Source organism: Lysobacter niastensis (assembly GCF_031457115.1).
In the GTDB taxonomy this organism is placed as follows: Bacteria; Pseudomonadota; Gammaproteobacteria; order Xanthomonadales; family Xanthomonadaceae; genus Lysobacter_J; species Lysobacter_J niastensis_A.
The window spans coordinates 476209-502446 of record NZ_JAVDVY010000001.1 but is presented as its reverse complement, the minus strand read 5'-3'; the positions used below and the strand labels follow the sequence as shown (position 1 = coordinate 502446).

21 protein-coding genes are annotated in these 26238 nt (G+C 64.8%); 13 read left to right on the top strand and 8 right to left on the bottom strand.

All coding sequences use genetic code 11. The features are described 5' to 3' along the window. Nucleotides 1-94: 94 nt before the first annotated feature. Nucleotides 95-1081, bottom strand: a complete 987-nt coding sequence (locus J2X06_RS02335; protein WP_310057744.1) for an NAD(P)H-quinone oxidoreductase — start codon at nt 1079-1081, stop codon at nt 95-97. 458 nt (nt 1082-1539) lie between these two features. On the opposite strand from J2X06_RS02335, the gene J2X06_RS02330 reads away from it, so the two are divergent. Together J2X06_RS02330 and J2X06_RS02325 are read left to right on the top strand one after the other, a co-directional pair. Next, entirely contained in the window at nt 1540-3693 is a 2154-nt protein-coding gene (locus J2X06_RS02330) for a sensor domain-containing diguanylate cyclase (RefSeq protein WP_310057740.1), read from the top strand. A gap of 354 nt (nt 3694-4047) precedes the next feature. Next, a complete protein-coding gene (locus J2X06_RS02325; RefSeq protein ID WP_310057737.1) occupies nt 4048-4605 on the top strand; it encodes a hypothetical protein in 558 nt (185 codons plus the stop codon). A gap of 258 nt (nt 4606-4863) precedes the next feature. Here the strand turns inward: J2X06_RS02325 and J2X06_RS02320 are convergent, their stop codons facing one another. Together J2X06_RS02320 and J2X06_RS02315 are read right to left on the bottom strand one after the other, a co-directional pair. Further along, on the bottom strand, nt 4864-5448 hold the full coding sequence (locus tag J2X06_RS02320; protein ID WP_310057734.1) for a hypothetical protein: 585 nt from the start codon (nt 5446-5448) through the stop codon (nt 4864-4866). Continuing rightward, the gene (locus J2X06_RS02315) at nt 5441-7180 is read right to left on the bottom strand and encodes a PASTA domain-containing protein (protein ID WP_310061162.1); all 1740 of its coding nucleotides are present in this window, start codon (nt 7178-7180) and stop codon (nt 5441-5443) included. The genes J2X06_RS02320 and J2X06_RS02315 overlap by 8 nt, the downstream gene beginning before the upstream one ends. Nucleotides 7181-7772: 592 nt before the next feature. Between J2X06_RS02315 and J2X06_RS02310 the strand changes: the two genes are divergently transcribed. Beyond that, nucleotides 7773-8066: a GYD domain-containing protein gene (locus J2X06_RS02310; RefSeq protein WP_310057732.1), complete on the top strand. Its 294-nt coding sequence runs from the start codon at nt 7773-7775 to the stop codon at nt 8064-8066. 144 nt (nt 8067-8210) lie between these two features. On the opposite strand, the gene J2X06_RS02305 is transcribed toward J2X06_RS02310, so the two are convergent. Together J2X06_RS02305 and J2X06_RS02300 are read right to left on the bottom strand one after the other, a co-directional pair. Then, nucleotides 8211-9302: an SMP-30/gluconolactonase/LRE family protein gene (locus tag J2X06_RS02305; protein ID WP_310057730.1), complete on the bottom strand. Its 1092-nt coding sequence runs from the start codon at nt 9300-9302 to the stop codon at nt 8211-8213. A 322-nt stretch (nt 9303-9624) separates the two neighbouring features. Next, nucleotides 9625-10674 carry a TraB/GumN family protein gene (locus J2X06_RS02300; RefSeq protein ID WP_310057727.1) on the bottom strand — a complete coding sequence of 350 codons (1050 nt, stop codon included), beginning with the start codon at nt 10672-10674 and terminating at the stop codon, nt 9625-9627. Between the two features lie 659 nt (nt 10675-11333). On the opposite strand from J2X06_RS02300, the gene J2X06_RS02295 reads away from it, so the two are divergent. The 3 genes from J2X06_RS02295 to J2X06_RS02285 all read left to right on the top strand — a co-directional run bounded on the left by J2X06_RS02295 (nt 11334) and on the right by J2X06_RS02285 (nt 14515). Then, nucleotides 11334-11819: a hypothetical protein gene (locus J2X06_RS02295; protein ID WP_310057724.1), complete on the top strand. Its 486-nt coding sequence runs from the start codon at nt 11334-11336 to the stop codon at nt 11817-11819. A gap of 269 nt (nt 11820-12088) precedes the next feature. After that, entirely contained in the window at nt 12089-12958 is an 870-nt protein-coding gene (locus J2X06_RS02290) for a hypothetical protein (protein WP_310057719.1), read from the top strand. A gap of 654 nt (nt 12959-13612) precedes the next feature. Next, nucleotides 13613-14515, top strand: coding sequence for a tetratricopeptide repeat protein (locus J2X06_RS02285; RefSeq protein WP_310057717.1), 903 nt, complete (start codon nt 13613-13615; stop codon nt 14513-14515). A gap of 3 nt (nt 14516-14518) precedes the next feature. Here the strand turns inward: J2X06_RS02285 and J2X06_RS02280 are convergent, their stop codons facing one another. Next, nucleotides 14519-14782 (bottom strand): XAC0095 family protein, encoded by a 264-nt coding sequence (locus tag J2X06_RS02280; RefSeq protein WP_310057714.1) that lies wholly within the window; start codon nt 14780-14782, stop codon nt 14519-14521. A gap of 196 nt (nt 14783-14978) precedes the next feature. On the opposite strand from J2X06_RS02280, the gene dcm reads away from it, so the two are divergent. From dcm to J2X06_RS02265, 3 genes are read left to right on the top strand one after another with little or no spacing between them, the layout of a single operon-like run. Then, nucleotides 14979-16223, top strand: coding sequence for a DNA (cytosine-5-)-methyltransferase (dcm, locus tag J2X06_RS02275; protein WP_310057709.1), 1245 nt, complete (start codon nt 14979-14981; stop codon nt 16221-16223). 3 nt (nt 16224-16226) lie between these two features. Next, a complete protein-coding gene (locus J2X06_RS02270; protein ID WP_310057707.1) occupies nt 16227-16661 on the top strand; it encodes a very short patch repair endonuclease in 435 nt (144 codons plus the stop codon). 24 nt (nt 16662-16685) lie between these two features. After that, nucleotides 16686-17855 (top strand): type II restriction endonuclease, encoded by a 1170-nt coding sequence (locus J2X06_RS02265; protein WP_310057705.1) that lies wholly within the window; start codon nt 16686-16688, stop codon nt 17853-17855. On the opposite strand, the gene J2X06_RS17995 is transcribed toward J2X06_RS02265, so the two are convergent. Next, nucleotides 17830-18018: a hypothetical protein gene (locus tag J2X06_RS17995; protein WP_430539476.1), complete on the bottom strand. Its 189-nt coding sequence runs from the start codon at nt 18016-18018 to the stop codon at nt 17830-17832. The two genes, J2X06_RS02265 and J2X06_RS17995, sit on opposite strands and share 26 nt — an antisense overlap. Between J2X06_RS17995 and J2X06_RS02260 the strand changes: the two genes are divergently transcribed. Next, a complete protein-coding gene (locus J2X06_RS02260) occupies nt 18007-18342 on the top strand; it encodes a hypothetical protein (RefSeq protein WP_310057703.1) in 336 nt (111 codons plus the stop codon). The two genes, J2X06_RS17995 and J2X06_RS02260, sit on opposite strands and share 12 nt — an antisense overlap. Before the next feature lie 139 nt (nt 18343-18481). On the opposite strand, the gene aceE is transcribed toward J2X06_RS02260, so the two are convergent. Beyond that, entirely contained in the window at nt 18482-21184 is a 2703-nt protein-coding gene (gene aceE, locus J2X06_RS02255; protein WP_310057701.1) for a pyruvate dehydrogenase (acetyl-transferring), homodimeric type, read from the bottom strand. 385 nt (nt 21185-21569) lie between these two features. On the opposite strand from aceE, the gene J2X06_RS02250 reads away from it, so the two are divergent. The 3 genes from J2X06_RS02250 (at nt 21570) to J2X06_RS02240 (ending at nt 26235) form a co-directional block, all read left to right on the top strand. After that, nucleotides 21570-23702: a TonB-dependent receptor family protein gene (locus J2X06_RS02250; protein ID WP_310057699.1), complete on the top strand. Its 2133-nt coding sequence runs from the start codon at nt 21570-21572 to the stop codon at nt 23700-23702. Between the two features lie 166 nt (nt 23703-23868). Next, nucleotides 23869-25815, top strand: a complete 1947-nt coding sequence (locus J2X06_RS02245) for a SpoIIE family protein phosphatase (protein ID WP_310057697.1) — start codon at nt 23869-23871, stop codon at nt 25813-25815. Further along, entirely contained in the window at nt 25816-26235 is a 420-nt protein-coding gene (locus J2X06_RS02240) for an ATP-binding protein (protein ID WP_310057695.1), read from the top strand. The last annotated feature ends 3 nt before the right edge of the window (nt 26236-26238 follow it).

Genomic DNA, 26238 nt, shown 5'->3' with positions numbered 1-26238 from the left:
ACAGTCCCTAACAGATGGGGACCAACGCAGCGGACTCCAGCCCCGTGCACGCAAGAACCCCGTTCTTTTTTGTATCTGAATGTATCGGGTTGGATCATGCCAGCAGCACCACCTTGCCCGTATGCCGCCCGCTTTCCAGCAGTGCGTGCGCCTGCGCGGCGTGTTCCAGCGGAAAGGTGCGGTCGACCACGGCGCGCACCTGGCCCGCCGCAATCCATGGCCAGACCACGCGCTCGACCGCGGCCGCAAGCCGCGCCTTCTCGTCGGCGCTGCGCGGACGCAGGGTCGAGCCGGTAATGACCGCGCGCTTGCGCATCAGCGTAGCCACCGGGACGTGCAGCACGGCACCGCCCAGCGTGGAGATGTAGACGATGCGGCCACCGGGATTGAGCGCCTCCAGCGTCTGCTCGAAATAAGGCGCACCGACCATGTCGAGCGCCACATCTATACCGCCCGCCGCCTTCGCCACCGCGCCGAATTCGTCGCGCGTGGTGTCGACCGCGATGTCCGCACCGAGCGTTTGCGCCGCAACCACCTTGTCCGCGCCGCGCGCGGTGGCAATCACCTGGGCGCCCGCCGCCTTCGCCATCTGGATCGCAGCCACACCAATGCCGGAAGTCGCCCCGTGCACCAGCATTCGCTCGCCCGGCTGCAACGCGCCATGCTCGAACACGTTGGCGTATACGGTGAACACCGTTTCCGGCAACGCCGCGGCCTGCACGAAATCCAGTCCTTCCGGGATCGGGAGCGCATGGCGCGCATCGACCACCGCGTACTGCGCATACCCACCGCCGCCGAGCAGCGCGCACACGCGATCGCCCGGCTGCCATCGCCCCGCACCGACCAGCACCTCGCCCGCGACTTCCAGCCCGAGCGTCTCCGGCGCGCCCGGCGGTGGCGGGTAGCGGCCTTCGCGCTGCATCACGTCCGGACGGTTCACGCCGGCGGCGTGCACACGCAGCAGCAGCTCGCCCGGCCCGGGCTGCGGCACCGGCACCTCCACCGCATGCAGCGCATCAGCGGGACCGTGTCCATCGCGGATGGCGATGGCGGTCATGTGCTCGGGAATGGTGGCGGCCATGGCGCCAGCTCCAAGGAGAACGTTCGCAACGGTAGCCGCAAACAGGGCAAGAGCGGGCGAAGAAATATGGCGCAGGCCCAATTCCAGCGCCGCGAGTATGCCGTGCCCATCGTCCAAGCCTTTCCATGTCTCCCCATGTCTCCGATGCGCCCCGTGTGCGGCCGGTCGTGTCTATGCCAATGCAATGCTCCGCAAGTGATGCACGCGGCCAGCCAAGGCCTCGGCCGGAACTTCACCCCTGCGGGTGCTGCACGCCGCAGGTCCGGCCATGGATACCGCGCGCTACTAGAATGAGGAAAACAACCCATTCAGCCCGGAAGGCGGCTACAACCGTCGTGAGCGCTGCACCCCACGCTCCACATTCATCCTCAATCGCATCCATCGGCGAGTTTGTGGACGACGGGGTAGTCAGGCGATTGCTGCATGCCTCCCAGCTGTGTGCGCTGGTAGTAGCCACGGTGGGCGCGCTGGTGCTGATCGGCTGGCAAGCCGACATCGAACTGTTCAAGAGCATCCACTCCGAGCTTGGCGCCATGGCGCCCGCCAGCGCGGTCGCGTTCGTCTTCGCCGGCGTCTCGCTCCTGCTGCTGCGTCCCGACTACGACGGCACCCGGTTGGGGTCGGTGGCGCGCGTGCTGCCATGGGTCGTTCTCGCGATCAGTGGCATGACGCTCGCGGAGTACCTGCTGCACATCAACCTCGGCATCGATGAGCTTTTGTTTCGCGACCCGGCCCATGAGGTGCAGGCCGCCTACCCCGGACGAATGTCCATCATCGGCGCGTTGGGATTCGGGTTGCTTGGCACCGCGTTGCTGCTGATCCGTCACGATTCGAGGACCGCACATCGGCTCGCTCGACTGATGGCGCTCACGACCTCGGTGCTGTTGCTGATGGGGTTGCTCAGCCTCCTCTACGGGAGACAGTCGCTGTATGCGAGGCCGATATTCCATGGTGTCGCCCTGCATACGATCGTCGCACTGTTGCTGCTTGCCTTCGGCATCCTCGCCCTCCAGCCCGCAAGGGGATTCAAGACCCTGCTCGCCAGTGCCGGCGCGGGCGGCAAGTTGTCGCGGCGCCTGCTGCCGTTCGCGTTTCTTACACCGCTGGCCCTCGGCTGGCTACGATTGCAGGGCGAGCAGGCGGACCTCTATCAGACCGGAGTAGGCGTCGACCTCATGGTGGTCGCCATGGTCCTGCTCTTCGTCTCGGTGATCTGGTGGAATGCGCTCCTGCTGGACGTTGCCGACACGAAGGCCCGGCGTGCAAAAGCCGCCTTGCGGGAAGCCGCCGACGAGATGGTGGATCTGTACGAACACGCTCCCTGCGGGTATCACTCGCTGGATGCCGACGGCGTTTTCGTCCGCATCAACGACACCGAGCTTTCGTGGCTTGGATACGCACGCGACGAGGTGGTCGGCAAGCTGACGTTCCTCGATCTGCTCACGCCTGGGAACACGAACTTCTTCGAGGAAAGTTTCCAGACGTTCAAATTCCAAGGCGAGGTCAAGGATGTCGAGTTCGAGATGCGCCGGAAGGACGGCAGCCTACTGCCGGTGTCGTTGAGTGCCACGGCCGTGCGCGATGCGGCGGGCCGGTTCGTCATGAGCCGGTACACGGTCTTCGACATCACCGAACGCAGGCTGGCAAGACAGGCGCTTGCCCGAACCAATGAGCTGGTGCGGCTGCGGCTGACGGAAATCGAACAGATCTATCGATACGCCCCCGTTGGGCTTTGCAACTTCGATCGCGAATACCGCTACGTTCGGATCAACGATCGCCTGGCGCAGATCAACGGATTCTCGCCCGAAGCGCACATCGGCAAGACGATATGGGACATGGTTCCGGAACTGGCCGACCACCTCAGGGAGATCTACCGGCCGGTCTACGAGCGCGGCGAGCCGGTACTCGATGTCGAAGTCCACGGGCGCACGCATCAGGACCCGGAAACCGACCACGACTGGCTGGCCAGCTACTTGCCGCTCAAGTCCGACAACGGCGAGGTGATCGGGATGACCGCCGTGGTGCTGGACATCACCGAGCGAAAACGTACCGAACAGGCGCTGCGCGAGAGCGAAGCAGCCGTTCGCGCATTGTCCATGACCGACCCGCTCACCGGCCTGGCCAACCGACGCCGGCTCGACGAAGCGCTACGCAGTGAGATCCACCGCGTGCAGCGCTATGGCGGCCGCCTGTCGGCCGTCATCACCGACCTGGACCACTTCAAGCGAGTCAACGACGAGCATGGGCACCAGGTCGGCGACAGTCTGCTTAACGAGTTTGCCCACCTCATCCGAGCCCATTGCCGCGAGACGGACCTGGTGGCGCGCTTTGGAGGAGAGGAGTTCGTGATCCTGATGCCGGAGGTGGGCGTGGCCGAGGCGCTGGCGTGCGCGGAACGCATGCGGTCGGCATTGGCGCAGCAGATCATTCCTCCGCTGACGCAGCCCGTAACGGCCAGCTTCGGTGCCGCCGAACTGGTACCTGGCGAGAGCGAAGGCTCGCTGTTGCGACGCGCGGACAAGGCGCTGTACCGGGGCAAGGCGGCCGGGCGCAATTGCGTGGTGCTGGCAGAGGCAGAAACACTCGTCGGGATGGAACGCCGGGGTGCTTGAAGCCTTTGCTCAGACTTGAGGTTCGCGAACCTGGGAAGCAGCGGAGTACCTTCCTGACAATCGCGCGCGCCCCGAGTGCGGCCAAGCTGGTTTCATGCCGATCGCGAACCGATCAGTGATGCCCGTGCGCACCAGCCAGTGCATGCTGCCAGCGGTTGTCTCCTGCCCCGGACGTCGCAGTCGTTCATTTTTGTGCATGTCCTTGCTCGCAGCGGTTCCGCGTGCTCATCAGATGCGGTCCTGGCAACCGGGACCGCACCGTCGCGTCACGCCCCGGGTCGGCGGGCGACACAGCGCACATCACGGAAAACGCGAAGCGGCCCGGCGCTGACGCGTCCCATGGAGATACAGCATATGAAGATCGGACTGATCGGCGCATCCGCGGTGCTGCTCGCCGTTGTCATGACCACCGATGCCCAGGCAGCGACGCCCGCAGCGAAAGCCCCGACATGCACGCCGGCCGGCGACTGCACTACGTACAAACACCTGCTCAACCTGCCTGTCGGCGCCCTGTCCTACGGCTTTGGCACGTTCACGCCGCACCCGCGTGGCCTCGACTGGGCCGACAACACCGGTGAGATGACCCTCACCGTGCAGCGCCCGGCGGATTTCAAAGGCGACAAAGTGCGGTTAACGCTCGTGTACGAAACGCGAAGCGACCAATCCGGCGACATCACGTTCGGCGTCACCGCGATCTCGTTCCACCACGGCAGCAGCTTCGAAACCTACGGCGGCTTCCTCACCGACACCGTGACCTCTCCCGAGTCGCCGACCATCCTGATGCAGCAATCGGCCGTGATCGAGACCGGCCAGGGCTGGGGGCCTGACGGCCCGTGGTGGTATTTCGAGATCCACCGTCAGGGCTCCTACAACGCCTCGCTGCGCCTGATGGCGGTGACGCTGGAGTACTAGCGATCGATCGTTGCGTGTCACTCGATCCTGTTCGCCCTGGGCGTCAGCGCAGCGCTGACGTCGAAGGGCGAGTGGGGTGGACGTATGGCTGACGACGACTGCCGTGCCCTCGGCAGCAAGGACCGAGTTGGATGGCGGGGCGCCGGTGACGCGCGCTGTTCGAAACAGGGCGCGCGCCGGTTCCGGCGGGAGGCGCAATACATCGGTGCCATGCGGCCGCGACCCGGCGTAGTGAATGCCACCCGCGCAGCGGAGAACCTAGGCCACGCGCTTGCCCATGAGCTGCTCGCGGTCGGGCTCAATCTGTATCCCTGGGTCGAACGACCACTCGCCCGGCAGCTTGAGCATGGGGGATTCCTGCTTGTGCAGTCGCACCTTGCCGTACTTCAACTCCGCGTATACCCACACCTCACCGGCCTCCAGCGCGACGATGCGTCCTTGCCTGATGCGCAGCGTTGCGGATTCGATGTGCGTGGCTATTTCCAGCGTGAAGACCAGCGGCGCAGGATAGGGAGGCGTTCCGATGTCCACCGTCAGCTCGGGGTGCACGGCGGTCTTGAAATCGTGATTGCCCAGATGAACGACGCGCGTTTCGCCCGGTGGGCTGTTGGCATGCGTGTGCAGCTCGTTCGCTTTCGCCCAGGCGTGGGCCAGCACCTGCCACGCCTCGGCGTCGAGCGCCCTGTCCACCTCGGCGGCGGCACTGGCGCGCACGAAACGCCACGCCAGGGTGGAAAGGTTGCCGTTGCTCTCTTTCCTCAGGCCGTCCTCGATGACCGCCTCCAGGCCATCGAGCTCTTTCGGCAGCAATTCGCGCAGCGTCGTGGGGTTCGCGTCAGTCATGTCGGATCTCCGTGCCGAGCACCGGCAGGGGTTGCTCGAAGGTTGTTTCGCCCTGCGCAAAGGTCGATCGGATACGCACGTCGAGTGCGGGGTCGTGATCCAGCGGGCTCATCATCGGCCACGGTGGTCGGGCGGGCTTGATCCGCACGTCCATGCGCGGGCGCGGCGGCGGCCAACGCCACGGCCAGGTGCGCAGCTGCGTCCACCAGACACCCGCGAGAAAGAGCGCCAACGAGGTCGAGCCGGCGAGGACCTTCCAGGTGCGTTGCGCGAGCGAGAAGGCGTCCTGCGGAAGATTGGCTGCATCCTGCCGTACTGTCGTGCCGGTGCTCGTTGGCGTCGTGTCGTCGCGCACCGTCGTGGAGTTGTCGCGGATCGGTGCAGTGTCGTTGCTGGCGACCAGGGTGCTCTCGCTGTAACGCGCGGTCTCAAGCGCCATGTTCCGGGCACCGTCGTCCTGGCCCGACGGTTGGCTTGCATGCTTGTCCTGGCCGTCGTTCGCTGCATCCGTGCTCACGGCTGCGACCACCTGCGGTGCGAGGCGATACCGCACCGTCGTGTTCTTGCTTACCCGCGTGCCCGCGCGCGGTTCCGAGGAGGACACACGTCCGCCCTCCGGTGACACCGGCCCCTCACCCACCCTCACGCCCTTCAGGCCGGCGGCTGCGAGTGCCTTTTTCGCATCGCGCTCCAGCATGCCGGCGACTTTGGGGACCATCCGCGGCTTGCTGAGCCACACCGACACCGGCGTGTCGACATTGACGACCATGCCGGCGGCGGGCTTCTGTTCGACGACCCGGTTCGGCTTGCCGTCATCGAATCGAACCGGCGCTTTGCCCATCGCGAATCCGGACGCGCGCAGCGCCTGCGCCGCACCATCGCGCGTTCTGCCACGCAGGTCCGGGACCACGTTCTGTCCGGACGCGACCCAGTACGCCACGCCACCCGACGGCGCCTCCGATCCCGCGGACGGATCGGTCCGAAGCACGGTGCCCGCACGCCTGGCCGAGTGCATCCGACCCTGGCGGGTTGCGTTCAAATTGGCCGACGCGAGCTCTCCGATGGCCCGCATTTCCTGATGGCCCACGACATCGGGAACGAGTTCGGGCTGCTGTCCGTTCGACACCACCAGATCCACGGATGTGCGGATCGGGACCCGCGTCCCGGCCCCGGGCTCCTGCGCGATCACGCGCCCCGCCTTGCCACCGCGCGCCTGCCACGCGACCTCGCCAAAGCCCAGACGGTTCCATCTCAGCCGGCTTTTCGCCGAACTGAGTGATCTGCCGTTGAGGTCCGGCACCGTCACGGTGCGCGTTGATGCAGGCTGGTCCTGTCGAGGCGCCGCTTCATCGGAGGGCGCCTGGGCCGCTGCCGCGCCGTTGTGCGCCACCCCGCCAGACGACACCCAATAGGTCACCGCAACGGGGGCGTGGGTTCCCTTGCCCTCCGGGATCGGCGCGGCGCCTTCGGCCGGCACCGTCAACGCCACCGTGCCTTCAGGACGACTGGACGGAATCAGGCCGCCGAGCTTCGGTGTGTAGCCGTACCGGCGCAGGCACTCGATGGCCAGACGCTCTGAATCGCCCATCAGGCCCGGCACCAGGATCTGCGTGCCCTTTCCGCGGACGTGCGTCTTGTGTTCGACGCAGGCCCATGCGCCCGTGCTCGCACTCCAGATCGCCAGGCCCGCGAGCAGGCCCAGACCGGCGCGCACAAAGGCACTGCGCCGCATCACGTCGCGGACTCCAGGGTGGATCCGTGAGCGCGTATCGATGGGAGCACATTCCCCTCCACACGCACCGAAGGCATTTCGATGGCCATGCGGCACCTCATCAACGCGAACGAAGGTGTCCGGGGCAGCCGGCCATCCGCGGCCCGGTGCCCGCTGCGCTCGGGCTTGGTTTCACGCCGTGTTCGCTTGCGTGAATGTGCGAGCCATCGTGTGTGTCGGTGGGCTTCGGATGGTTTTGCGGTGGGCTACCAGCGGTAGTGGCTCGGAATGCGGAAGCATTCGTGCGAACCCCGTTCGTCCTGAGCGTAGCGAAGCGGAGTCGAAGGCGAGCGGGCTCAGGCCATCCATCCCATTCGTCCTTCGACTTCAGCGCTGCGCGCTTACGCTCAGGGCGAACGGGGTCGAGTGAAACGGGACGCGACACGGAGTTTGGAGTTCACACCCCACCTACCCGCGCGGGGGACGGACGGGGAGCCGGCAGTGGCGGAGCATGGGCGCCCATTGAGTCATTGCGCACGAACCACGATCAGCGCGAAGGGACCGGCGCTGACCGGCCAGGAACCGATCGGTCCTTCGAACCGGAGCCGCCCCCATGCCGACGTACATCGCCCTCTCCACGTTCACCGACCAGGGCATCCGCAACGTCAAGGACACCACCAAACGCGCCGCCGCCGTCAAGGAACTGGCAAAGAAGTTCGGCACCAACATGTCCCAGATCTACTGGACGATGGGGCACTACGACCTGGTGACGATCATCGAGGCCGAAGACGAGCAGGCCGCCCTCACCTTCGCCATGGCCGTAGGCTCCGCCGGCAACATCCGCACGCACACGCTGCGCGCGTTCAACGCCGAGGAGATGAGTGCGGTGCTGGACAAGATGCCCTGAGGGCAGGGATCAGGCTCTCCAACAGCCACCGGCTCGGGCAAGGCAAGAAGACGCACCTCGCAAGAGGCGTATCCGGGCATCGCCCGGTGCGTCTTCGAGCCCTCGGTTCCGCGAACGCTCGCGTAGACGTCCGTTCGTTGCGACCTATTTCATGGACGCCGGAATGCGGAAGCGCGAAATCGTCCAGCGCGTGACGTCCTCTTCCCATTCATCGCCTTGGGCTGCCGTGATGGGCAGTGCGAGGTTGATCACCAGCATCCAGTCTCCCTGCACCGCGCTGGCGGCAGGAAACAGCAGGCCGCGCGGCGCTCCATCGGCATCGATGCCCTGGAACTGGCCGGCACGGGCGCGCACACGTCCCTTCTCGTCCAGCGCAACGATGCTGTCGGTCTGATTGGAAGCGACCCACAACAGCCCGCGATGGAACAGGAGCCCGTCGGCGCCGTACACGCTTTCCGCCAGCACCGTAATCGGCCCTGCCGGCAACGTCATCCGTAACACGCGCCCATCACCGGCGTTGTTGATGTAGAGCACCCGCTCGTCCGCACTGAACGCCAAGCCGTTGGCACCGAACGGCAGCGCGCCGGTGGTGCCCAGCAAGGCATCACGCGAGAACACCTCGACTTCGCACGGCGTGCACTGCGTGGCCCGGGCGACCCGGTAGATGGCTCCCTGGAACGAATCGGACACGTACAGATTGCCGGCGCGATCGAACACCATGCCGTTGATGGCGGGCAAGCCCGCCGCACCGTAAGCAATCCGGTCCTGGCTACCGTCGGGATTGTCGATGCGGCGCTCGGTCGGCGCGGCCGGTGAAAGTGCGGCGAACGTGGTCACGTCCTCGACCGGGGTGTTCGCGTCGAACCGAGCCGGGATGCGCTGCAACTTTGATGCACCGAAGTTGAGCACGTAGACCTGTCCATCGCGGAACGCCAGGCCGGTCAGCGGGGTCGCGCCGAAACTGCGCTGTGCGATCACCTTGCCATGCGCGGAGTAGCGCAGCAGCTGGTTGTTGCGCGCGGACTCCGGCATGCGCGCATCGAACGTGCCCACGAAGAACTCGCCGCTGTCCGGATCGACCGTGAGCCCTTCCGGATGGCGGACGCCCTGCGGAAGCTCGGCGAACCGTTCGACCTCGATCAGAGCTGGCCCTTTTGCGGACCCCTGTCCGGCCAGGGCCTGGGACGACCACATCAGCAACAAGGCGGCCACCCGCCACCATGACGAACGCTCCATCTGTGCCTCCTTGGTTATGGACCTCGTACTGGCTGCGCACACTGTCGGCGCTTAGCCGGCGGGCCAGGCCGGGCTGGCATGCAAAGGCTCCGTCGAAACGCCGCATCAGCGATGCCCCCGACGATGGTCGGCCAGCCGGGTGGCACGGTCTTGTATGCCAGTGCGCCTGCGCCATGAGGAGCTTGATCGGTCCTTCGAACCGGAGCATCGAGTACCCGTGGTCGATGTCCCGCGCCACTCGACCCCGTTCGCCCTGAGCGTAGGCGCGCTGCGCTGAAGCCGAAGGGCGAATGGGAAGGATGGCCCGAGGCCGGATCCGCCCCTACTCGCCAAACCCTCGAATGTCACCCGGCGATGCCGGTGGCACTACCTGGAATCCTTCTCGCTTCAGCTCTGCCACCAAGCCTTTCGAATCGAGCAGGTCACGAACGGGTAGCGTGGCGAACACGGTGTCTTGCTCGCGCAGCGCGCGGTGAAGGCTATCAAGCCACCGCTCGTCGACTTGTGCATACAGATCTTGAATCCCTTGCTGCCGACCTATGGCCTCATTGGTCAATTGCGCCCAGCAGCCGTCCACCACTGCATCTTCGTTCGAGAGCGCCTTGATTCGCGCCAGATCGCCCACCGTCCAGGCATCGCCTACCTCCTGGGCAGTCCGAACAAATCCATCCAGGTGATCGAGCGTCTGGTCAAGGCAGCGAATGTCCTCTGCCCGGGGGACTGCGAACTCCCTCACCGCCCTCCTCGGGTCGCTGATCGACAAGCGCAGGGATCGATCAATGAGCGGCACGTCGTGTTGCTTGGCGGCGCGTCTGACCAACGAGTCGACGCCACTTTCGTATTTGAGGTCTCTCGCCTTTCTCGCAGCCTCAAAAAGGCTATAGGCAGCATACATGGGCCGCAGCCGTTCGATGTCGGCATCATCGCCAATGTACCTGGCCTTCGCCTGGAGCCATCTTGCGTAGGTGGCAGGAGGCAACACGTCCTTGAGCGCCCTGCCGTCTGCGTTGAACTTGACTCGACGGATGGACGGCCAAAGCATCAATCCGCGAAAGATACTTATGTTGTCGCCAATGAGCAGGCCCCGAGACCCGAGCACCGCCTGTGATTTCGCTATGCGCCGCTCGATCTCGCTCGTGTTGAACTCAGCGTGCTCCGGCAAAGGCTGAAGCGTCCCCAGAATCCAGATCGTCTTACGGCCGCGACTGAATTCCCAGACAGCGGGACCTGGCTGACTGCCATTGACTACGACTGCATCCAGCGTGCGTGTGTCTGGCTCGGCAGATCCCTTCTTCGAATCGTCTGTGGCAGCGGCCACGTCTCCTGCCAGCAGGACAAGCGATAGCGCGGCGGCCAACATCCATGGCTTCACTTGGAGCTCCTTCCCCGAAGCAGGCCGACTCCAGCAGTAAGGACGGCACCCGCCAGAAACACGTAGCCGGCCCTGACTCCCGAAGCGATATAGATGGTTGCCACTGTTGCGAGCGGCAAAGCACTCCAGCAGAGGCGCGACTTTTTCACGTGATCACCACAGCGAAACAAATTGCGGCGTGGGTCTGCGGGTCAACATGGTTGAATTCATCCGTTTCGTCTGGGCTTTTGCTAACTACCGGCCCGACGGCCACATCCCGACCGACGACGAAGGATGGTTCAGGACTATCTGCATGACGGGTGGCAATCCTGTGCAGGTTGCCAGCGCATCTCCAGAACCAGCGCCGCGGCAACGGCCAGCAAGCTCAATACTCGTTTGCAGGTTAGTGGCGCGCCGAAAGCCATGTAATGAGACGTTTCCTAACTTTTCCCCGAATCAAAGCAAGCACTCAAACACCCCGTTCGCGAAACATCGGGATTATCGCCATCGCGAATCACATTTGCATCGCGACTTCTGCGCGTGCGCATTGTCTGCAACACTGATTGCGCTCCCTCGTCGATGCGTCGGCAGCGCAGCAACACCGTCCGCACGGATCGCGGCGGAGCACGGACCGTCCGGCCAACGCCCGGACTCGCTAATGGACATAAGGAAATAGCGCTATGCAGAACCTGATCTCGTTGAACCTGTCGGCGGAGGATTTCGCCGAAGTCGATGCCGCCATCGCCACGCTGCGACGCGTGTTCGCCGGTTTCGTCGCGCTGCAGCCCGAGGACCGTGTGGAGATGAAGAAGATGGGGCCCAAGTCGTACGCGTTTTGCGACCAGACCCTGGACCTGCTGATGAACAATCCGCAAATCGTCCCGCCCAACCTCGGCCTGCCCGAAGCGCTGTCGGACCGGACGATGCTGCAGGGCCTGCGTCCGCGCCTGCAGCAACTGCGGCAGCTGATGGAACTGGCCGACGACGCCGAGATGGCGCTGGGCAGCGACATCATGGCGATCTCGCTGGAGGGCTATCGCCTGCTGTCCGTGTCCGGCAAGGGTGAAGCCCTGAAGAGCGCGCGACGCGAGCTGTCCACGCGCTTTGCCCGCGGTCGCCGTACCGCCGACACCACCGAGCCCGTGCCGTCCGCATCCGCCGGCTGACACGACACTTACTAATGTGACATCAACGGCCCGGCCGGCCAGGTTTTCGCCTGGTCTGCCGGGTTTTGTTTTGCCTTGCTGCTCGCGCCGCTGCATGAGCTGCTAGTTGACCGCTCTTTGATCTCGCGCGACCCCTGCAATGTGATGAAGTCACATTGTGCGCATATTGGCGGAAGCGCTGCGGTAGTTGACGGCTGGCAGCGAGTGAGAGCGTGATGACTTGCGCATGGTGCGCAATTCGGACGTTCTACACCACAGGAGTAGGTGAAATGGATTTTGGAACTAGAGCGGTTTGCGCCGCTGCCGCTTTGCTTTGTAGCTTGGGGTTTTCTGGCTCTGCTAGCGCTGATGCTGTCTACACCTGCAGTAACTGTAGTCAGGCTCAGGAGCAGGCGACGGCGCTTGCTGGTCCGTTGGGGTGGACCTACGTTATCGATGAGCCAAACGCGCAACTTACGCTTTGGAATGTGCGGAAGGATCTGGAAATTAGGCGGAAAGTTGCGGACGAGTTTGGAGTTGATCCGCAAACCTACAAGCGATACCTCTTCACTCTGGATTCGAAGATACAAGCCCAGGCGACTGGACAGAGCCTTATCGTTGTGAACGTCTCGCCAGATGCGGCGAACGACATGTTATTTGGGTCCAACCCGTTTAACGCCTACCAAAATGCCACCGCGTACGATTTCGTTCAGTCCGTGACGATGCGAAGTCAGCTGGGGACGAGCATTGCCGAGGCAATGGCTCTCGGCAATAACCCTGCGCTCAAACAGTTGGGCATGACGCTCAACTCTGTCGCCATGTCGATGTCATTGCCTGTTGGGTTCAAAATCATAATCAAGTGGCGGGACGGGTCAACAACGGTCTTTACGGTCACGTCTTCAACAACACACGAAGCGCAATACGCGCCTGGAGAAAGCAGAGACGCCAACGGCAACCCGATTCCTGATTCTTCGGTTAACACCGGGAATGGTCCGAATTACGCTGGCGAGTACCATTTCAGTAGCGGTGGTCAGATGGCGCATTGGGTGAATGCAGGATCGAACTATGGCGTAATCCTGTCGGGTACCCCTACGGGATCCAATTCAATGAGGTGTTATTGGGACCCCAACAAGACCACGCTGCAGTGCTATTACCAATGACCGGAGTGGGGAAGCATGTTCGGAATCAGCTTGTGGAATTGGCTCATCTTGCTGGTCATAGCAGGGTTGGTGACGTCCGTTATTGCCATACTTCGTAAGAAGTAGTGGTCCACGGGCTGGCTAGTGGACCTAGCCAGCCTCGTTGGAGGCCGCCTGAAGTCGATTGGACAACGGCCGTACTAGTAAGCCTCACTGTAGGGCGGCTGTTGACTCGTCGCATGCAAAGACCCCCGCTAGCCGCGGGCTTTTTGCTTTCGTTCGGTGTTGATGGTTGAAGTCGGCGTTTGTACCTGCAGGTTGAAGGCCGGACCTCTTGAGGTCGAAGCTTGAACCCCGAAAGGTCGAAGCCTGGACCTCGTGGGGTCGAAGCGTTGACCTCAAAGGGCCCACCTGCCGAGCGTCGACGTGGAAGCGTGGAAGTTCAGAGGTCGAAGCTTGAACCCCGGAAGGTCGAAGCCTGGACCTCCAGGGGTCGAAAGGCCGAGGCTTGAGGTCGAAACTTGCACCTCCGGAGGTCGAAGCTTCGACCTTTCCAGCTCGGACCTTCAACCTTTGGAGGTCGAAGCGTGGAGCTTTGGAGGTCGAAGCTTGGACCCTCCGCCTCACGGCATACTGGATAGCGCTCGCGGGGAGCGGGCGCCCAAGGAGACGTTGATGCGTATCAAGGCCTTCGCCTTCGCGACGATGCTTGCGTTCATGCCCACGGCCAACGCCTGCGTCAACGCGGTGGGGACCGACCACACCGGACAGAAGTTCGAGGCGGGCTGGTACGTCGGCAAGGACATGACCGACCCCATGTTCCAACAGAACCAGCGGAACTACTGGTCGTCGGTCGCGACCCGCACCATCCAGGAAGCGCGCGCCAGACCGGACTTCGAGCACCTGACCAACCTCGGCGTGCTTTTGATCTATCAGGGGCAATACGACCTGGCGATCCGCCACTTCCTGTTTGTCGAGCGACGCTTCCCGGGACACCACGAAACGGCGGCGAACCTGGGCACCGCATTGGAACTGGCCGGCCATGACACTGTGGCGCTGCGCTGGATCCGCATCGGCATGCGGCGCAACCAGCACGAGCACTATGGCTCGGAGTGGTTGCACGCCCGCATCCTGCAGGCCAAGGCTGCGCTGGCGAAGAACCCGGATTACCTCGACGGTCGCTCGGTGGGCGGTGTGACGTTCGAGCCCACGCTTGTCCCGCCGCTGCCTACCGCCACGCCTGCGGGGAATGATGGCAAGCCGGTGAAGCTTTGGGAGCTCAACCAGGCATTGGCTTATCAGCTGTACGAGCGCACGCAGTTCGTGCGACCGAAGGATCCTGTCGTCGCCAACCTGCTGCTCGACTGGGCGACGTTGAACCTGGTCGGCGGCCCTATCGAGAACGCCGATGCGCTGTACGACGCCGCCGTCGCGTACGGCGCAACGCGCGACACGCTGACGCGCAGCCGACAGAGCTACATCAAGCGGACACTGGCACAGGCTGACGGCGCGAAGACGGAGGCGAGCGAGGACATCTGTGCGATCTGCCAGCCGCTCCCGCCGCCGCCATCGGAGTGATGCCTACTCCATGCCGCGCGGCCATTGGGCCGCATCGACAATGCCGTCCAGCTCGCTTGCGAGGCGGTCGAAGCAATGGGCCAGCGCCAGAGGCGACAGGGAGAGCTCTCCGTCATCGGCGGCGTGGCCGGGTTCGGTGAGGCGGGCGAGCAGGCGCAGCTGGTCGCGGGTCTGGACCAGGGCCAGGTGGGCGTCTTCGGGGAGCACGTAACCGTTGAGCGGGGCCGCCGTGGGCGCGGCGGTGGATGGGCGATGTTCCTTTCGCATGTCGATTCTCCGGGCAGCCTTGCCGCTTGCGTCGCGGCAGGCGACGCAAGGTGTCGGAAGGCCGCACTCATCAGACGGCGGCGCGTTATCCACAGCCCGTCTCACGGCATGAGCGGGGTTTGGGATTTCATGGTGCACGCCTCTTCCCCCACGGGACAGAAACGGACAAGATGTCTTCACGCCGCCCGGAGCCCAGATGGATACCCACGCACTGATCGATTACGTCCTTGAGCGCTACAGCCCACGCGAAGTCGCGATGGCGCTCGGAGTTGATGCAAGAACCGTCCGCCGCTGGCAGGTTCGAGAGTCCGACCCCCCGCCCTACGTCAGCGATGCCATCCGCCAGCGCCTCCTGCCCCTCCAAGGGCTGGAGAACGACGCTCCGGCCGACTTCACCTTTATCGATCTGTTTGCCGGAATCGGCGGCATGCGCATCGCCTTCGAGAAGCAGGGCGGCAAGTGCGTCTTCACCAGTGAATGGGATAGTTACGCGCGCAAGACCTACGCAGCCAACTTCCACGACGGCCCCGGCCATGTGTTCGCGGGTGACATCACCACCGTGCACGAGAAAGACGTGCCGGACCACGACGTGCTGCTGGCCGGCTTCCCGTGCCAGCCGTTCTCGATTGCCGGGGTTTCGAAGAAGAACGCACTGGGCCGGCCGCACGGCTTTTCCGACAAGACGCAGGGCACGCTCTTCTTCGATGTCGCCCGCATCATCTCGGAGAAGCAGCCAAAAGCGTTTTTGCTGGAGAACGTGAAGAACCTGGTCAGTCACGACAAGGGCCGCACGTTCTCCACCATCATCGACGTGCTGGAAAACGAGCTCGGCTACAAGGTGACCTCGAGGGTCATCAACGGCAAGCATTTCGTCCCGCAACATCGCGAGCGCATCATCATCGTGGGCTTCCGCGAGGATGTGGGCTTTGACTGGGATGGCCTCGCGCTGCCGGATTTCGCAAAGGCTCCCAAGCTCGCCAGCATCCTGCACCGTGAGGATGGCTCCGAGCCCGCCGAGTGGAACTGCCTGGATGGAAAGAAGGGCAAGGTCACCGCGAACTACACCCTGACCGACAATCTCTGGGCGTACCTGCAGAACTACGCCGCAAAGCACCGCGAGAAGGGCAACGGCTTCGGCTTCGGGCTGGTGACCGGCAAGGACACCACCCGCACGCTGTCCGCGCGCTACTACAAGGACGGCTCGGAAATCCTGGTGTCACAAGGCGCGAAGAAGAACCCGCGCCGCCTGACGCCGCGCGAATGCGCGCGCCTTATGGGCTTCAATGACGAGTTCCGCATCCCCGTGTCCGACACCCGCGCGTACAAGCAGTTCGGGAACTCGGTTGTCGTACCAGTGATCGCGGAAGTCGCCCGCGCGATGAAGCCCTTCATCACCAGGGAAGAAGCCTCGCCAAGGAAGCGCTCGAAGAAAGTGGCCTGACCGTTGGCCGATATCCTCACCCCCGAGCAGCGATCCGCACAGATGTCGCGGATCCGTGGTGCGGATACGAAGATCGAGCTGCTGGTCCGGAAGGCGCTGCACGCAAGAGGGTTCAGGTACCGACTTGGTGGCGCGGGACTGCCAGGTCGGCCGGACCTCGTGCTCCCGAGATACAGAACCGCTATTTTTGTGCACGGCTGCTTCTGGCACGGTCACGATTGCCCGCTCTACCGTTTGCCCAAGACAAGGAGCGAGTTCTGGCGGGCCAAGATCGAGTCGAACCAGAGCCGCGACGAAAGGGCATTGGGTCAGCTCGCAGCACTGGGGTGGCGAACGCGTATCGTCTGGGAATGCTCACTGCGCGGAGTACACGAGCGCGAGCGCGCGGCCTACTTCGATTCGCTGGCACACTGGCTGCAATCATCCGAAGCACGTTGACACACGGATACGGGGAGAAAGGACTTGATTGAGCGGTTTCAGAACTGGCTGGATTCGCATGAGGGAGAGGACTGGCACTGGTACATCAAGCGGCTTTCAGCGAACGACACCTTGGCCAACGACTCGCATCAGGCCGGTCCTTACATTCCGAATGAACAAGCGTTTCTGCTGTTTCCTTCACTGAAGGCGTCGCAGGAGCCGAACCCGAAATCCTCCTTGCGCGGCTCTGTCGACTCCCACGCAGAGCCAGACAGGGAGCTGTCAGTGACCTGGTATCGTGCTGCGAAGAACGAGTGCCGGATCACACGCTGGGGTGGGCGCTCCTCGCCGGTCCTCGACCCTGACTCGACCGGATCTGTCGGTGTCTTCGCGTTCCGCAAATACTCCAGCGCGGATTCCGATTACGTATCGGTCTGGGTCTGCAGTGGGCCGGAAGAGGATTTTCTTGTCGAACGCGTCGGCCCCGTGGAGCCAGGCGTTCCCCTTCTGCTATCGAACCTGGCCAGAACAAAGATCGTAGAAACGAAGGCCGGAACATGCTCTCTGACCATCGATACCATTCCACCTCAATGGCTATCAGCGTTCCCCTCCGGTGAGGAGGTGGTCGGCAAGTGCATCGAGTTGCGTCTGCACCTGAACCGATCTCCAGACGATCGCCTGATTGCTCGCCGTGACTGTGAGTTCTCAATGTTCAAGTCGATCGAGAACATGCACGTTCTTCCGCGCATTCAACAGGGCTTTGGTAGCGTCGACGAGTTCATCGAGTACAGCAATTCTGTAAACAATCGGCGAAAAAGCAGGTCAGGGCGCTCCCTTGAGCTTCATGTCCGCGGAATCCTCAAGGAGGAGGACGTGGGCTTCTCCCACGGCGCGATATCGGAAGGAAACAAGAAGCCTGACTTCCTGTTTCCCTCAGTCCAGGCGTACCGAAGCGGACGACAGCCCCTTTGGATGCTAGCCGCGAAGACCACGTGCAAGGATCGCTGGCGTCAGGTCCTGCACGAAGCAGATCTCATCCCGAACAAACACCTGATTACGCTTCAGGAAGGTGTCTCTCTGAATCAGTTCCAGGAGATGCGGGATGCAGGTGTGACCCTGGTCGTGCCGAAGCCGCTACATGATCGGTATCCAAAGGCTGTGCGTCCCGAGCTTCTGAGCTTCAGCGACTTCATCTCAACGGTTCGGCAACCTTAAGGACCCTAGCGTGGCCAATGCGCGGCGTTGGCGGCGTCATCCAGCTCGCGGGCCAGGCGGTCGAAGCAATGGGCCAAGGCCGTGGCGATAGCGACACCTCGTCGGCATCGGCTGCGCGGCCGGGTTCGGTGAGGCGGGCGAGCAAGCGCAGATGGTCGCGCACCTGGACCAGGGCCAGGTGCGCGTCTTCGGGGGTGATGAGTACATCCGGCGCTACTTAGCTGGAAGCAGCGGTCGAATTTTCTACAAGGGCGTAATGAGCTTTTATCCGCTGCTGTCCGACAAGGAGCAGATGCAGCAACTCGATGGCTGGCTGGTTAGCCAAGTATGGAAGGCCGTCAAGATGCGTGAACGCCTCTTGGCCAAATGGGGATTTACGCGATCTCATGTATTCCCCTTCAACGCGCCTCGCACTGATTTCGCCACAACGCTTCGCTCTGCGAAGGTTGGAAAGCGGCGCCTCTATGCGATCCCTACTTCGTCGTGATCTACCTTGCTTTGCGCAAGGCAGTGTCTGAGCACGGCGTACAGCAACTCCTTGCCAAGGATGAATACTAGGTTTGCGGAGATGCTGGACGGGAAAGGGGCGCCGAAGCGCCCCTTGAAAGCCAACTTAGGATCGACCGTCAAACCCCAATCGGATTCGGCTTCTCCCCGTCGATCTTGTACTGCTTGATCGCGCGGGCCACGTCCTTTGCCGTCATCTTGCCTTCCGCCGCCAGCGCCGTGATGGCGGCGTGGGCGATGTAGTAGCGGTCCACTTCGAAGTGGCGACGCAGGTTGGCGCGAGTGTCCGAACGGCCGAAGCCGTCGGTGCCCAGCACCGTGTAGCGCATCGGCACGAACTCGCGGATCTGGTTGGCGAAGGTGCGCACGTAATCGGTCGCGGCGATCGCCGGGCCCTGGCGGCCTTCCAGCAGCGTGGTGACGTACGGCTTGCGCTGGTCCTTGGCTTCCGGGTTGAGGCGGTTGTGGCGGATGGCGTCTTCGCCGTCGCGGGCCAACTCGGTGAAGCTGGGGCAGGACCAGATATCGGCGGTGACGCCGAAGTCCTTGTCGAGCAGCTCGGCCGCGGCGATGGCCTCGCGCAGGATGACGCCGGAGCCCATCAGCTGCACGCGCAGCTCGCCCTTCTTGGGCTTGCCGGCGTCGGTCAGCAGGTACATGCCCTTGATGATGCCGTCGGCCGCGCCTTCCGGCATGTCCGGGTGGGCGTAGTTCTCGTTCATCAGGGTCAGGTAGTAGTACTCGTCCTGCTGCTCGGTGAGCATGCGCTGCATGCCGTGCTGCAGGATGACGGCCACTTCGAAACCGAAGGTCGGGTCGTAGGCGCGGCAGTTGGGAATGGCGCTGGCCAACAGGTGGCTATGGCCGTCTTCGTGCTGCAGGCCTTCGCCGTTGATGGTGGTGCGACCGGCGGTGGCGCCGAGCAGGAAGCCGCGCGCGCGCATGTCCGCCGCCTGCCAGGCGCTGTCGCCGATGCGCTGGAAGCCGAACATCGAATAGAAGATGTAGAACGGCAGCATCTGCAGGTCGTTGGTGCTGTAGCTGGTGGCCGCGGCCATCCAGCTGGAGAACGCACCGGCTTCGGTGATGCCCTCTTCCAGCACTTGTCCCGCAGCGTCCTCGCGGTAGTACATCAGCTGGTCGCGGTCGACCGGCTTGTACTTCTGGCCGTGCGGGGCGTAGATGCCGATCTGGCGGAACAGGCCTTCCATGCCGAAGGTGCGCGCTTCATCGGCGACGATCGGCACGCAGCGCGGGCCGACCTGCTTGTCGCGCAGGATGATGTTGAGCGCCTGCACGAACGACATCGTGGTGCTGATCTCGCGCTCGCCGCTGGACTTGAGCAGGCGGTCGAAGACTTCGAGCTTGGGCGCTTCGAGCGCCTGGGTCGCCTTGCGGCGGCGCTGCGGCAGGAAGCCGCCCAGCGCCTTGCGGCGCTCCATCATGTATTCCACTTCCGGCGACTTCTCGCCCGGGTGGAAGAACGGCACCTTGCCGTCGGCCAGCTGCGCGTCGGTGACCGGGATGTTGAAGCGGTCGCGGAACAGGCGCACGGCCTCGTCGTCGAGCTTCTTGGTCTGGTGGGTCGGGTTGAGCGACTCGCCGGCCGCGCCCATGCCGTAACCCTTGACCGTCTTGGCCAGGATGACGGTGGGCATGCCCTTGGTCTGGGTGGCTTCGTGGTACGCGGCGTAGACCTTGTGCGGGTCGTGGCCGCCGCGGTTGAGGCGCCAGATGTCGTCGTCGCTGAGGTTGGCGACGAGCTGCGCGGTCTCGGGGTACTTGTTGAAGAAATGCTCGCGCGTGTACGCGCCGCCGAAGGCCTTGCAGTTCTGGTACTCGCCGTCGACGGTTTCCATCATCAGCTGGCGCAGCTTGCCGGTGGTGTCGCGGGCGAGAAGCGGATCCCAGTAGCTGCCCCAGACCAGCTTGATGACGTTCCAGCCAGCGCCGCGGAACTGGCCTTCCAGCTCCTGGATGATCTTGCCGTTGCCGCGCACCGGGCCGTCGAGGCGCTGCAGGTTGCAGTTGATGACGAAGACCAGGTTGTCGAGGCCTTCGCGGCCGGCGACGGAAATGGCGCCCAGGCTTTCGGGCTCGTCGGTTTCGCCGTCGCCGAGGAAGGCCCAGACCTTGCGGTCGGACTTGGGCATCAGGCCGCGGCCTTCCAGGTACTTCCAGTTGCGCGCCTGGTAGATGGCGGCCAGCGGGCCCAGGCCCATCGACACGGTGGGCACCTGCCAGTAGTCGGGCATCAGCCACGGGTGCGGGTAGGAGCTGATGCCGCGGCCGTCGACTTCCATGCGGAAGTGGTCGAGCTGGGATTCGGTCAGGCGGCTTTCGAGGAAGGAGCGGGCGTAGATGCCCGGCGAGCTGTGGCCCTGCACGCCGACGACGTCGCCGGGGTGGTCGCCTTCCGGGCCGCGCCAGAAGTGGTTGAAGCCGACGTCATAGAGCGTGGCCGCCGAGGCGAAGCTGGCGATGTGGCCGCCGAGGTCGCCGGGCTTGCGGTTGGCGCGCACGACCATGGCCAGTGCGTTCCAGCGGATGATCGAGCGGATGCGCCATTCCATCGCGGCGTCGCCGGGGCTCTTGGCCTCCAGGTGCGCGGGAATGGTGTTGATGTATTCGGTGGTCGGCTGGAATGGCAGGTGCGCGCCGGCGCGGCGTGTGACCTCGACCATGCCTTCGAGCAGCTGGTGGGCGCGCTGGACGCCTTCGCGCTCGATGACGGCCTGGACGGATTCGATCCACTCGCGGGTTTCGGTGGGATCCGGGTCGTTCTGCAGCAGGTCGTTGATGACGGCGTGGAGAGAAGTCATGCACATCGCGGCCCCGTGGCCGCGCCTCGTTGGGGGGCGGAGATTAGAGTCCGGATTCTAACAGTGAAGCGCTGGCTGGGCGGCCCATTGGGCAGCCCATTGGCGGTGTACTGCAAACGATCACAGTGCGGTTTGGGCAATGTCGGCGGGACATTTTTGGGACTGCGGGTGCGGTGAGGTTTGGGCGGGGATGGGAGGCTGAATCTGGTGGCAAGCGGTAGTGCGCACGGAGCAGAAATGGGGGCTGCTTTCTGTGCCGCAAGCGAGGTGGAGGCTTCCTCTGCCGCTTGCGGGAGGGGGCTGGAGCGAGGGCACGAGACGCAACGGGTTGGTTCGGCACTGCGGGGTCAATTCATACAGACACCGCATTGGCGAGAATGGGCGAATGAATCGCCCTTCCCTCCCCCGCTCGCTCGTCGGCGCAGCGCTGGCCTTGCAGATGACCGTGCTGCACGCCCAGGCGCGAGGCGCGGACGCGGACGCGGACACGACCACGCTGGACTCGGTGCAGGTGCTGGGCGCGCGGCGTGCACTGTCGGACTTCCCCGGCGCGGTGAGCGTGATCGATGGCGACGCGCTGCGCAGCGGGCAGCGCCAGGTGTCGCTGGCCGAAACGCTGGTGCGCGTGCCCGGCATCGGCGTGCTGGACCGGCAGAACTATGCGCAGGACCTGCAGATCCAGAGCCGCGGCTTCGGTGCGCGTTCGACCTTCGGCATCCGCGGCATCCGTCTGATCGTCGATGGCATTCCGTCCTCGGCACTGGATGGCCAGGGACAGGCGGCGAATTTCCCACTCGGCTCGCTCGACCGCATCGAAGTGCTGCGTGGGCCGCTGGCCTTGCAGTACGGCAACGCGGCCGGCGGTGCGATCGTCGCCGAGACGGCGCTCGATGGGCCCAGCGGCGTGAGCGCCGATGGCTGGGTCGGCAGCTTCGGCAGTCACCGCGCGGAAGTCGGCATCGAACGGGCCGAGGGCGGCGAGCCCTGGCGCTGGCAGGCGCTGGGCAGCCACTTCGTCACCGACGGCGAGCGCCCGCACAGCTCGGCCGAACGCGCGCAGCTGGACGCGGTCGCGCAGTGGACGCCCGATGCCGACCGGCGCCTGCGCGTGGTGCTGGGCGGGCTGTCGCAGCCGTACACCGACGACCCGCTGGGCCTGACCCGCGCGCAGTGGCAGCGCGAGCCGCACGGCACCGATCCGGCGGCGTTGCTGTTCGACACGCGCAAGCGTATCGACAACGCCCAGGCGGGGATGCGCTGGGACGATGCGTATGCGCCGGGCCGCGCCTATTGGCTGGGTGGCTATGGCATCGAGCGCGACGTGGTGCAGTTCCTTGCGGTGCCGGTGGTGGCGCAGCGCGCGCCCAGCAGCGCCGGTGGCGTGATCGACCTGGAGCGGCGTTCGGCCGGCGCCGAGGTCGGGCATCGCTGGGAATTCGCACGCGGCGCGCTGGCTATGGGCGTGGAGGCCGGCCGTCTGAAGGAGAATCGGCGCGGGTACGAGAACTTCGTCGACGACGGGCTGGGCAACGTCCAGCTCGGTGTGCGCGGCCGCTTGCGGCGCGACGAGGACAACCGTGTCGACGATCGCGAGGCCTTCGTCAGCGGCGACCTGCGCCTGGCCGATGACTGGAACGCGCTGGCGGCGGTGCGGCACGCGCGCATCGATTTCGAATCCCGCGACCACTACATCGCGCCGGGCAATGGCGACGACAGCGGCCGCATCGATTACAGCGAGACGGCGGCGTCGGTGGGTGTCGCTCGGGCATTTGCGAGCGGCGAAATCTTCGCCAGCCTGGGGCATGGCTTCGAGACGCCGACGGTGACGGAGCTGTCGTACCGGCCCGATGGCAGCGCGGGCTTCAACGACCTGAGTGCGGCGACTTTCGACACAGCCGAGCTCGGCGCGCGATGGCGGCATGACGATGGCGAAGCCAACGTGGCGGTGTATCGCATCGACGGCGACGACGAGATCGTGCAGGCCGAGAACCGCGGCGGGCGCGCCAGCTTCGCCAATGCCGGACGCACGCGACGCGAGGGCATCGAAGCTGGGCTTGAAGGCACGTTGGGTGAGCGCTGGTCGTATGTGGCCACGGCCAACTGGCTGCGTGCGCGCTTCACTTCGCCTTTCAGCTACCGGGTGGTCACGGCCGGCGTGGTGGTCACGCGCACCGTCGAGGCGGGCAACCGCGTGCCGGGGATTCCGCTCGCCAACGGATACGCCGAGTTGGCGTGGAACGCCGGCAGCGGTGCCTTCGATGCGGCGGTGGAACTGCGCGCCAGCGACCGGATCTACACCGACGACCGCAATACCGAGGCCGCGCCGGGGTATGCGCAGCTCGCGTTGCGGTTGCAGTGGCGCGTGCCGGGGTCGGGATGGCATGGGTTCGCGCGGGTCGACAATATTTTCGACCGCGACTTCGTGGGTTCGGTGATCGTCAACGAGGCGAACGAGCGGTATTTCGAACCGGGCGCGGGACGAGCCTTCAGCGTGGGAGTGGGTTGGGCGCCGCGTTAAGGCATCGAATCCTTAGCTCCCTCCCAAAAACGCCCCGGGCTAGCGGGTAGTGAGCCAGTAGCTATCCCTCGCCGGTACGGGAGTGAGATGGCCTCCCCCATCAGGCTCATGCCCCGCTCACAAAACTCCTGCGTATGATCGGCGCAGGGGACCAGGGGCATCTTCGATGACCATCGGACCGCAGGCTCTGCCGCTCGGCCAGATCGACAGCGTGCGCTGGCGCGACAGCCTGCGCTTGCGGATCGCGTTGTGGTCGGGCCTGGTCGGTACGTTGATGGTGGGCCTGATGATCGCCGGCATGGCCTGGCACATGCGGGGCCAGATCGACCACGACGCGCGACTGGATACGCTGGCCAATGCGCAGCAGGCCGCCGAGCAACTCGACGCGACCATGCGCGCGGTGACGGTGAGCACCGACGGTGTGTCGGACCTGGCTGCGCATTCCGGGCTGGACCCCGCGACGCTGACCGCCACGCTGCGTTCGTTGATCAGGTCCACGCCGGGCTGCGCCGGCGGCCTGCTGGCGCTGGAGCCGCAAGCGCCGGGCGGCACGCATTACGCGCGCTACGTGCAGGCCGAAGGCGCCGACCGCGATTTCGTCGCCGAGGGCTACGACTACCGCAGCAAGGACTGGTACCGCCGCACCGTGAGTGCCGGACAAGGCTGGTGGTCCGAGCCCTATTTCAGCGAGACCGCGGGCAACCGCTGGATGGTCACCTACAACAAGCCGCTGCCGCAGGGCGGCGGCATGGTCAGCCTGGACCTGCCGCTGACCGCGCTGACCGACAGCCTGCAGACGCTGGCCCACCTGCCCGGCTGGCGCGTCAGCCTGGTCGCGCCCGGCGGGATGCTGGCGCTCAATCCCGACGTGGAAGTCAGCCGGGAGCTGACCCTGGCGCGCTTCATCCAGCTCTCCGGCCGCAGCGACCTGGGGCCGGCCGCCGATGCGGTGCGGGACCACCATCACCTGCAACTGGTGCACGTGGATGCCCTGAACGGCGAGAAGCGCTTCACCGTGGTCGAACCGGTCGGCGACAGCGGCTGGACCGTCTTGGTGGCGCAGTCTTACGAGCTGATCATCGAGCGCCTCAACCGGACCCTGATGATCCTGGGCGCGACCGGCCTGGCGCTGGCCGGCGTCTGCGTGCTGCTGATGCGACGCATGGCCGGGCGGATCGGCCAGCCGGTGCAGCAACTGGCGACGTCGGCCACGCACCTGGCCCAGGCCAATTACGAGTCGCAGGTACCGCACACTTCGCGCAAGGACGAGGTGGGCCTGCTGGCGCGGGCATTCGATCGCGCCCGCACGTCGATCCGCACGCAGCTGGACGAGATCGAGTCGCTGGCGCGCAACCGGCAGAAGCTCGAAAGCGAGCTGTCGATCGCGCGCGAGATCCAGCTGGCGATGCTGCCGGACGCACCGACGCTGCGTGCGGACGGCCGCCGCCTACAGGCCTACGCGATGCTGGAGCCGGCCAAGGCCGTCGGCGGCGATTTCTATACGTTCTTCGTGCGCGACGGGCGTCGGTTGTGGTTTGCGATCGGCGATGTCTCCGACAAGGGCGTGCCGGCGGCGCTGTTCATGGCGCGCGCGATGACGGTGCTTGAGGTGGCGACCGGACGCGGCGGCTCCCCCGCCGATGCGCTGCGCGCCGCCGCGGAACGACTGGTCGATGGCAACGACACCTGCATGTTCGCCACCGTGCTGTGCGGGCTGGTGAATGTCGTCGACGGCGAACTGCTGCTGGCCAGCGCCGCGCACGAGCCGCCGGTGCTGGTGCGGGCCGACGGGCGCAAGGAATTCCTGCCGGTGGAGGCCGCCGGCCCGCTGGGCGTGGACGTCGCAGAGCACTACCCGATCTGGCACGGCCGGCTCGAACCGGGCGATGCGCTGGTGGCCTACACCGATGGCATCACCGAAGCATTCGACGGCAGCAATCTGGCGTTCGGACAGGAACGGCTGCTGGCGACGCTGACGCCGGGGAACGATGCGCAGGCATTGTGCGAATCGCTCGTATCGGCCGCGCATCGCTTCAGCGACGGGGTGGCGCAATCGGACGACATCACCGTGCTGGCACTATGTTTGTCCATGGATAACGACGGAGGCGCCTGAATGCAGCTGCGGATCGAAGTCCCCAATGAACGCGAACGCCTGGGCGAACTGCTCACGGCGATCGACAGCGCCCTGATCGAGCACCGGATCGCGCCGGAAGTGCGCAACGACCTGCAGCTGATCGCGGAAGAAGTGGTCTGCAATGCGATGGACTACGGCCTGGACGAGGACACGCGCGGGCCGCAGCATTTGATCGTGGTCGATATCGCGCGGCAGGAGAACCGCCTGCACGTGGAATTCCGCGATACCGGCAAGCCGTTCGATCCGCTGTCGCAGCCGGTACCGGAGCTGGAGGCGTGCATCCTCGACCGCCCGCTCGGCGGCCTGGGTGTGCACCTGATCCGCGAGATCGCCGAGGCGGTCAGTTACGAGCGCGACGAGCCGTACAACATCCTGCGCGTGGTGTTGCGCGCGGCCTGACCA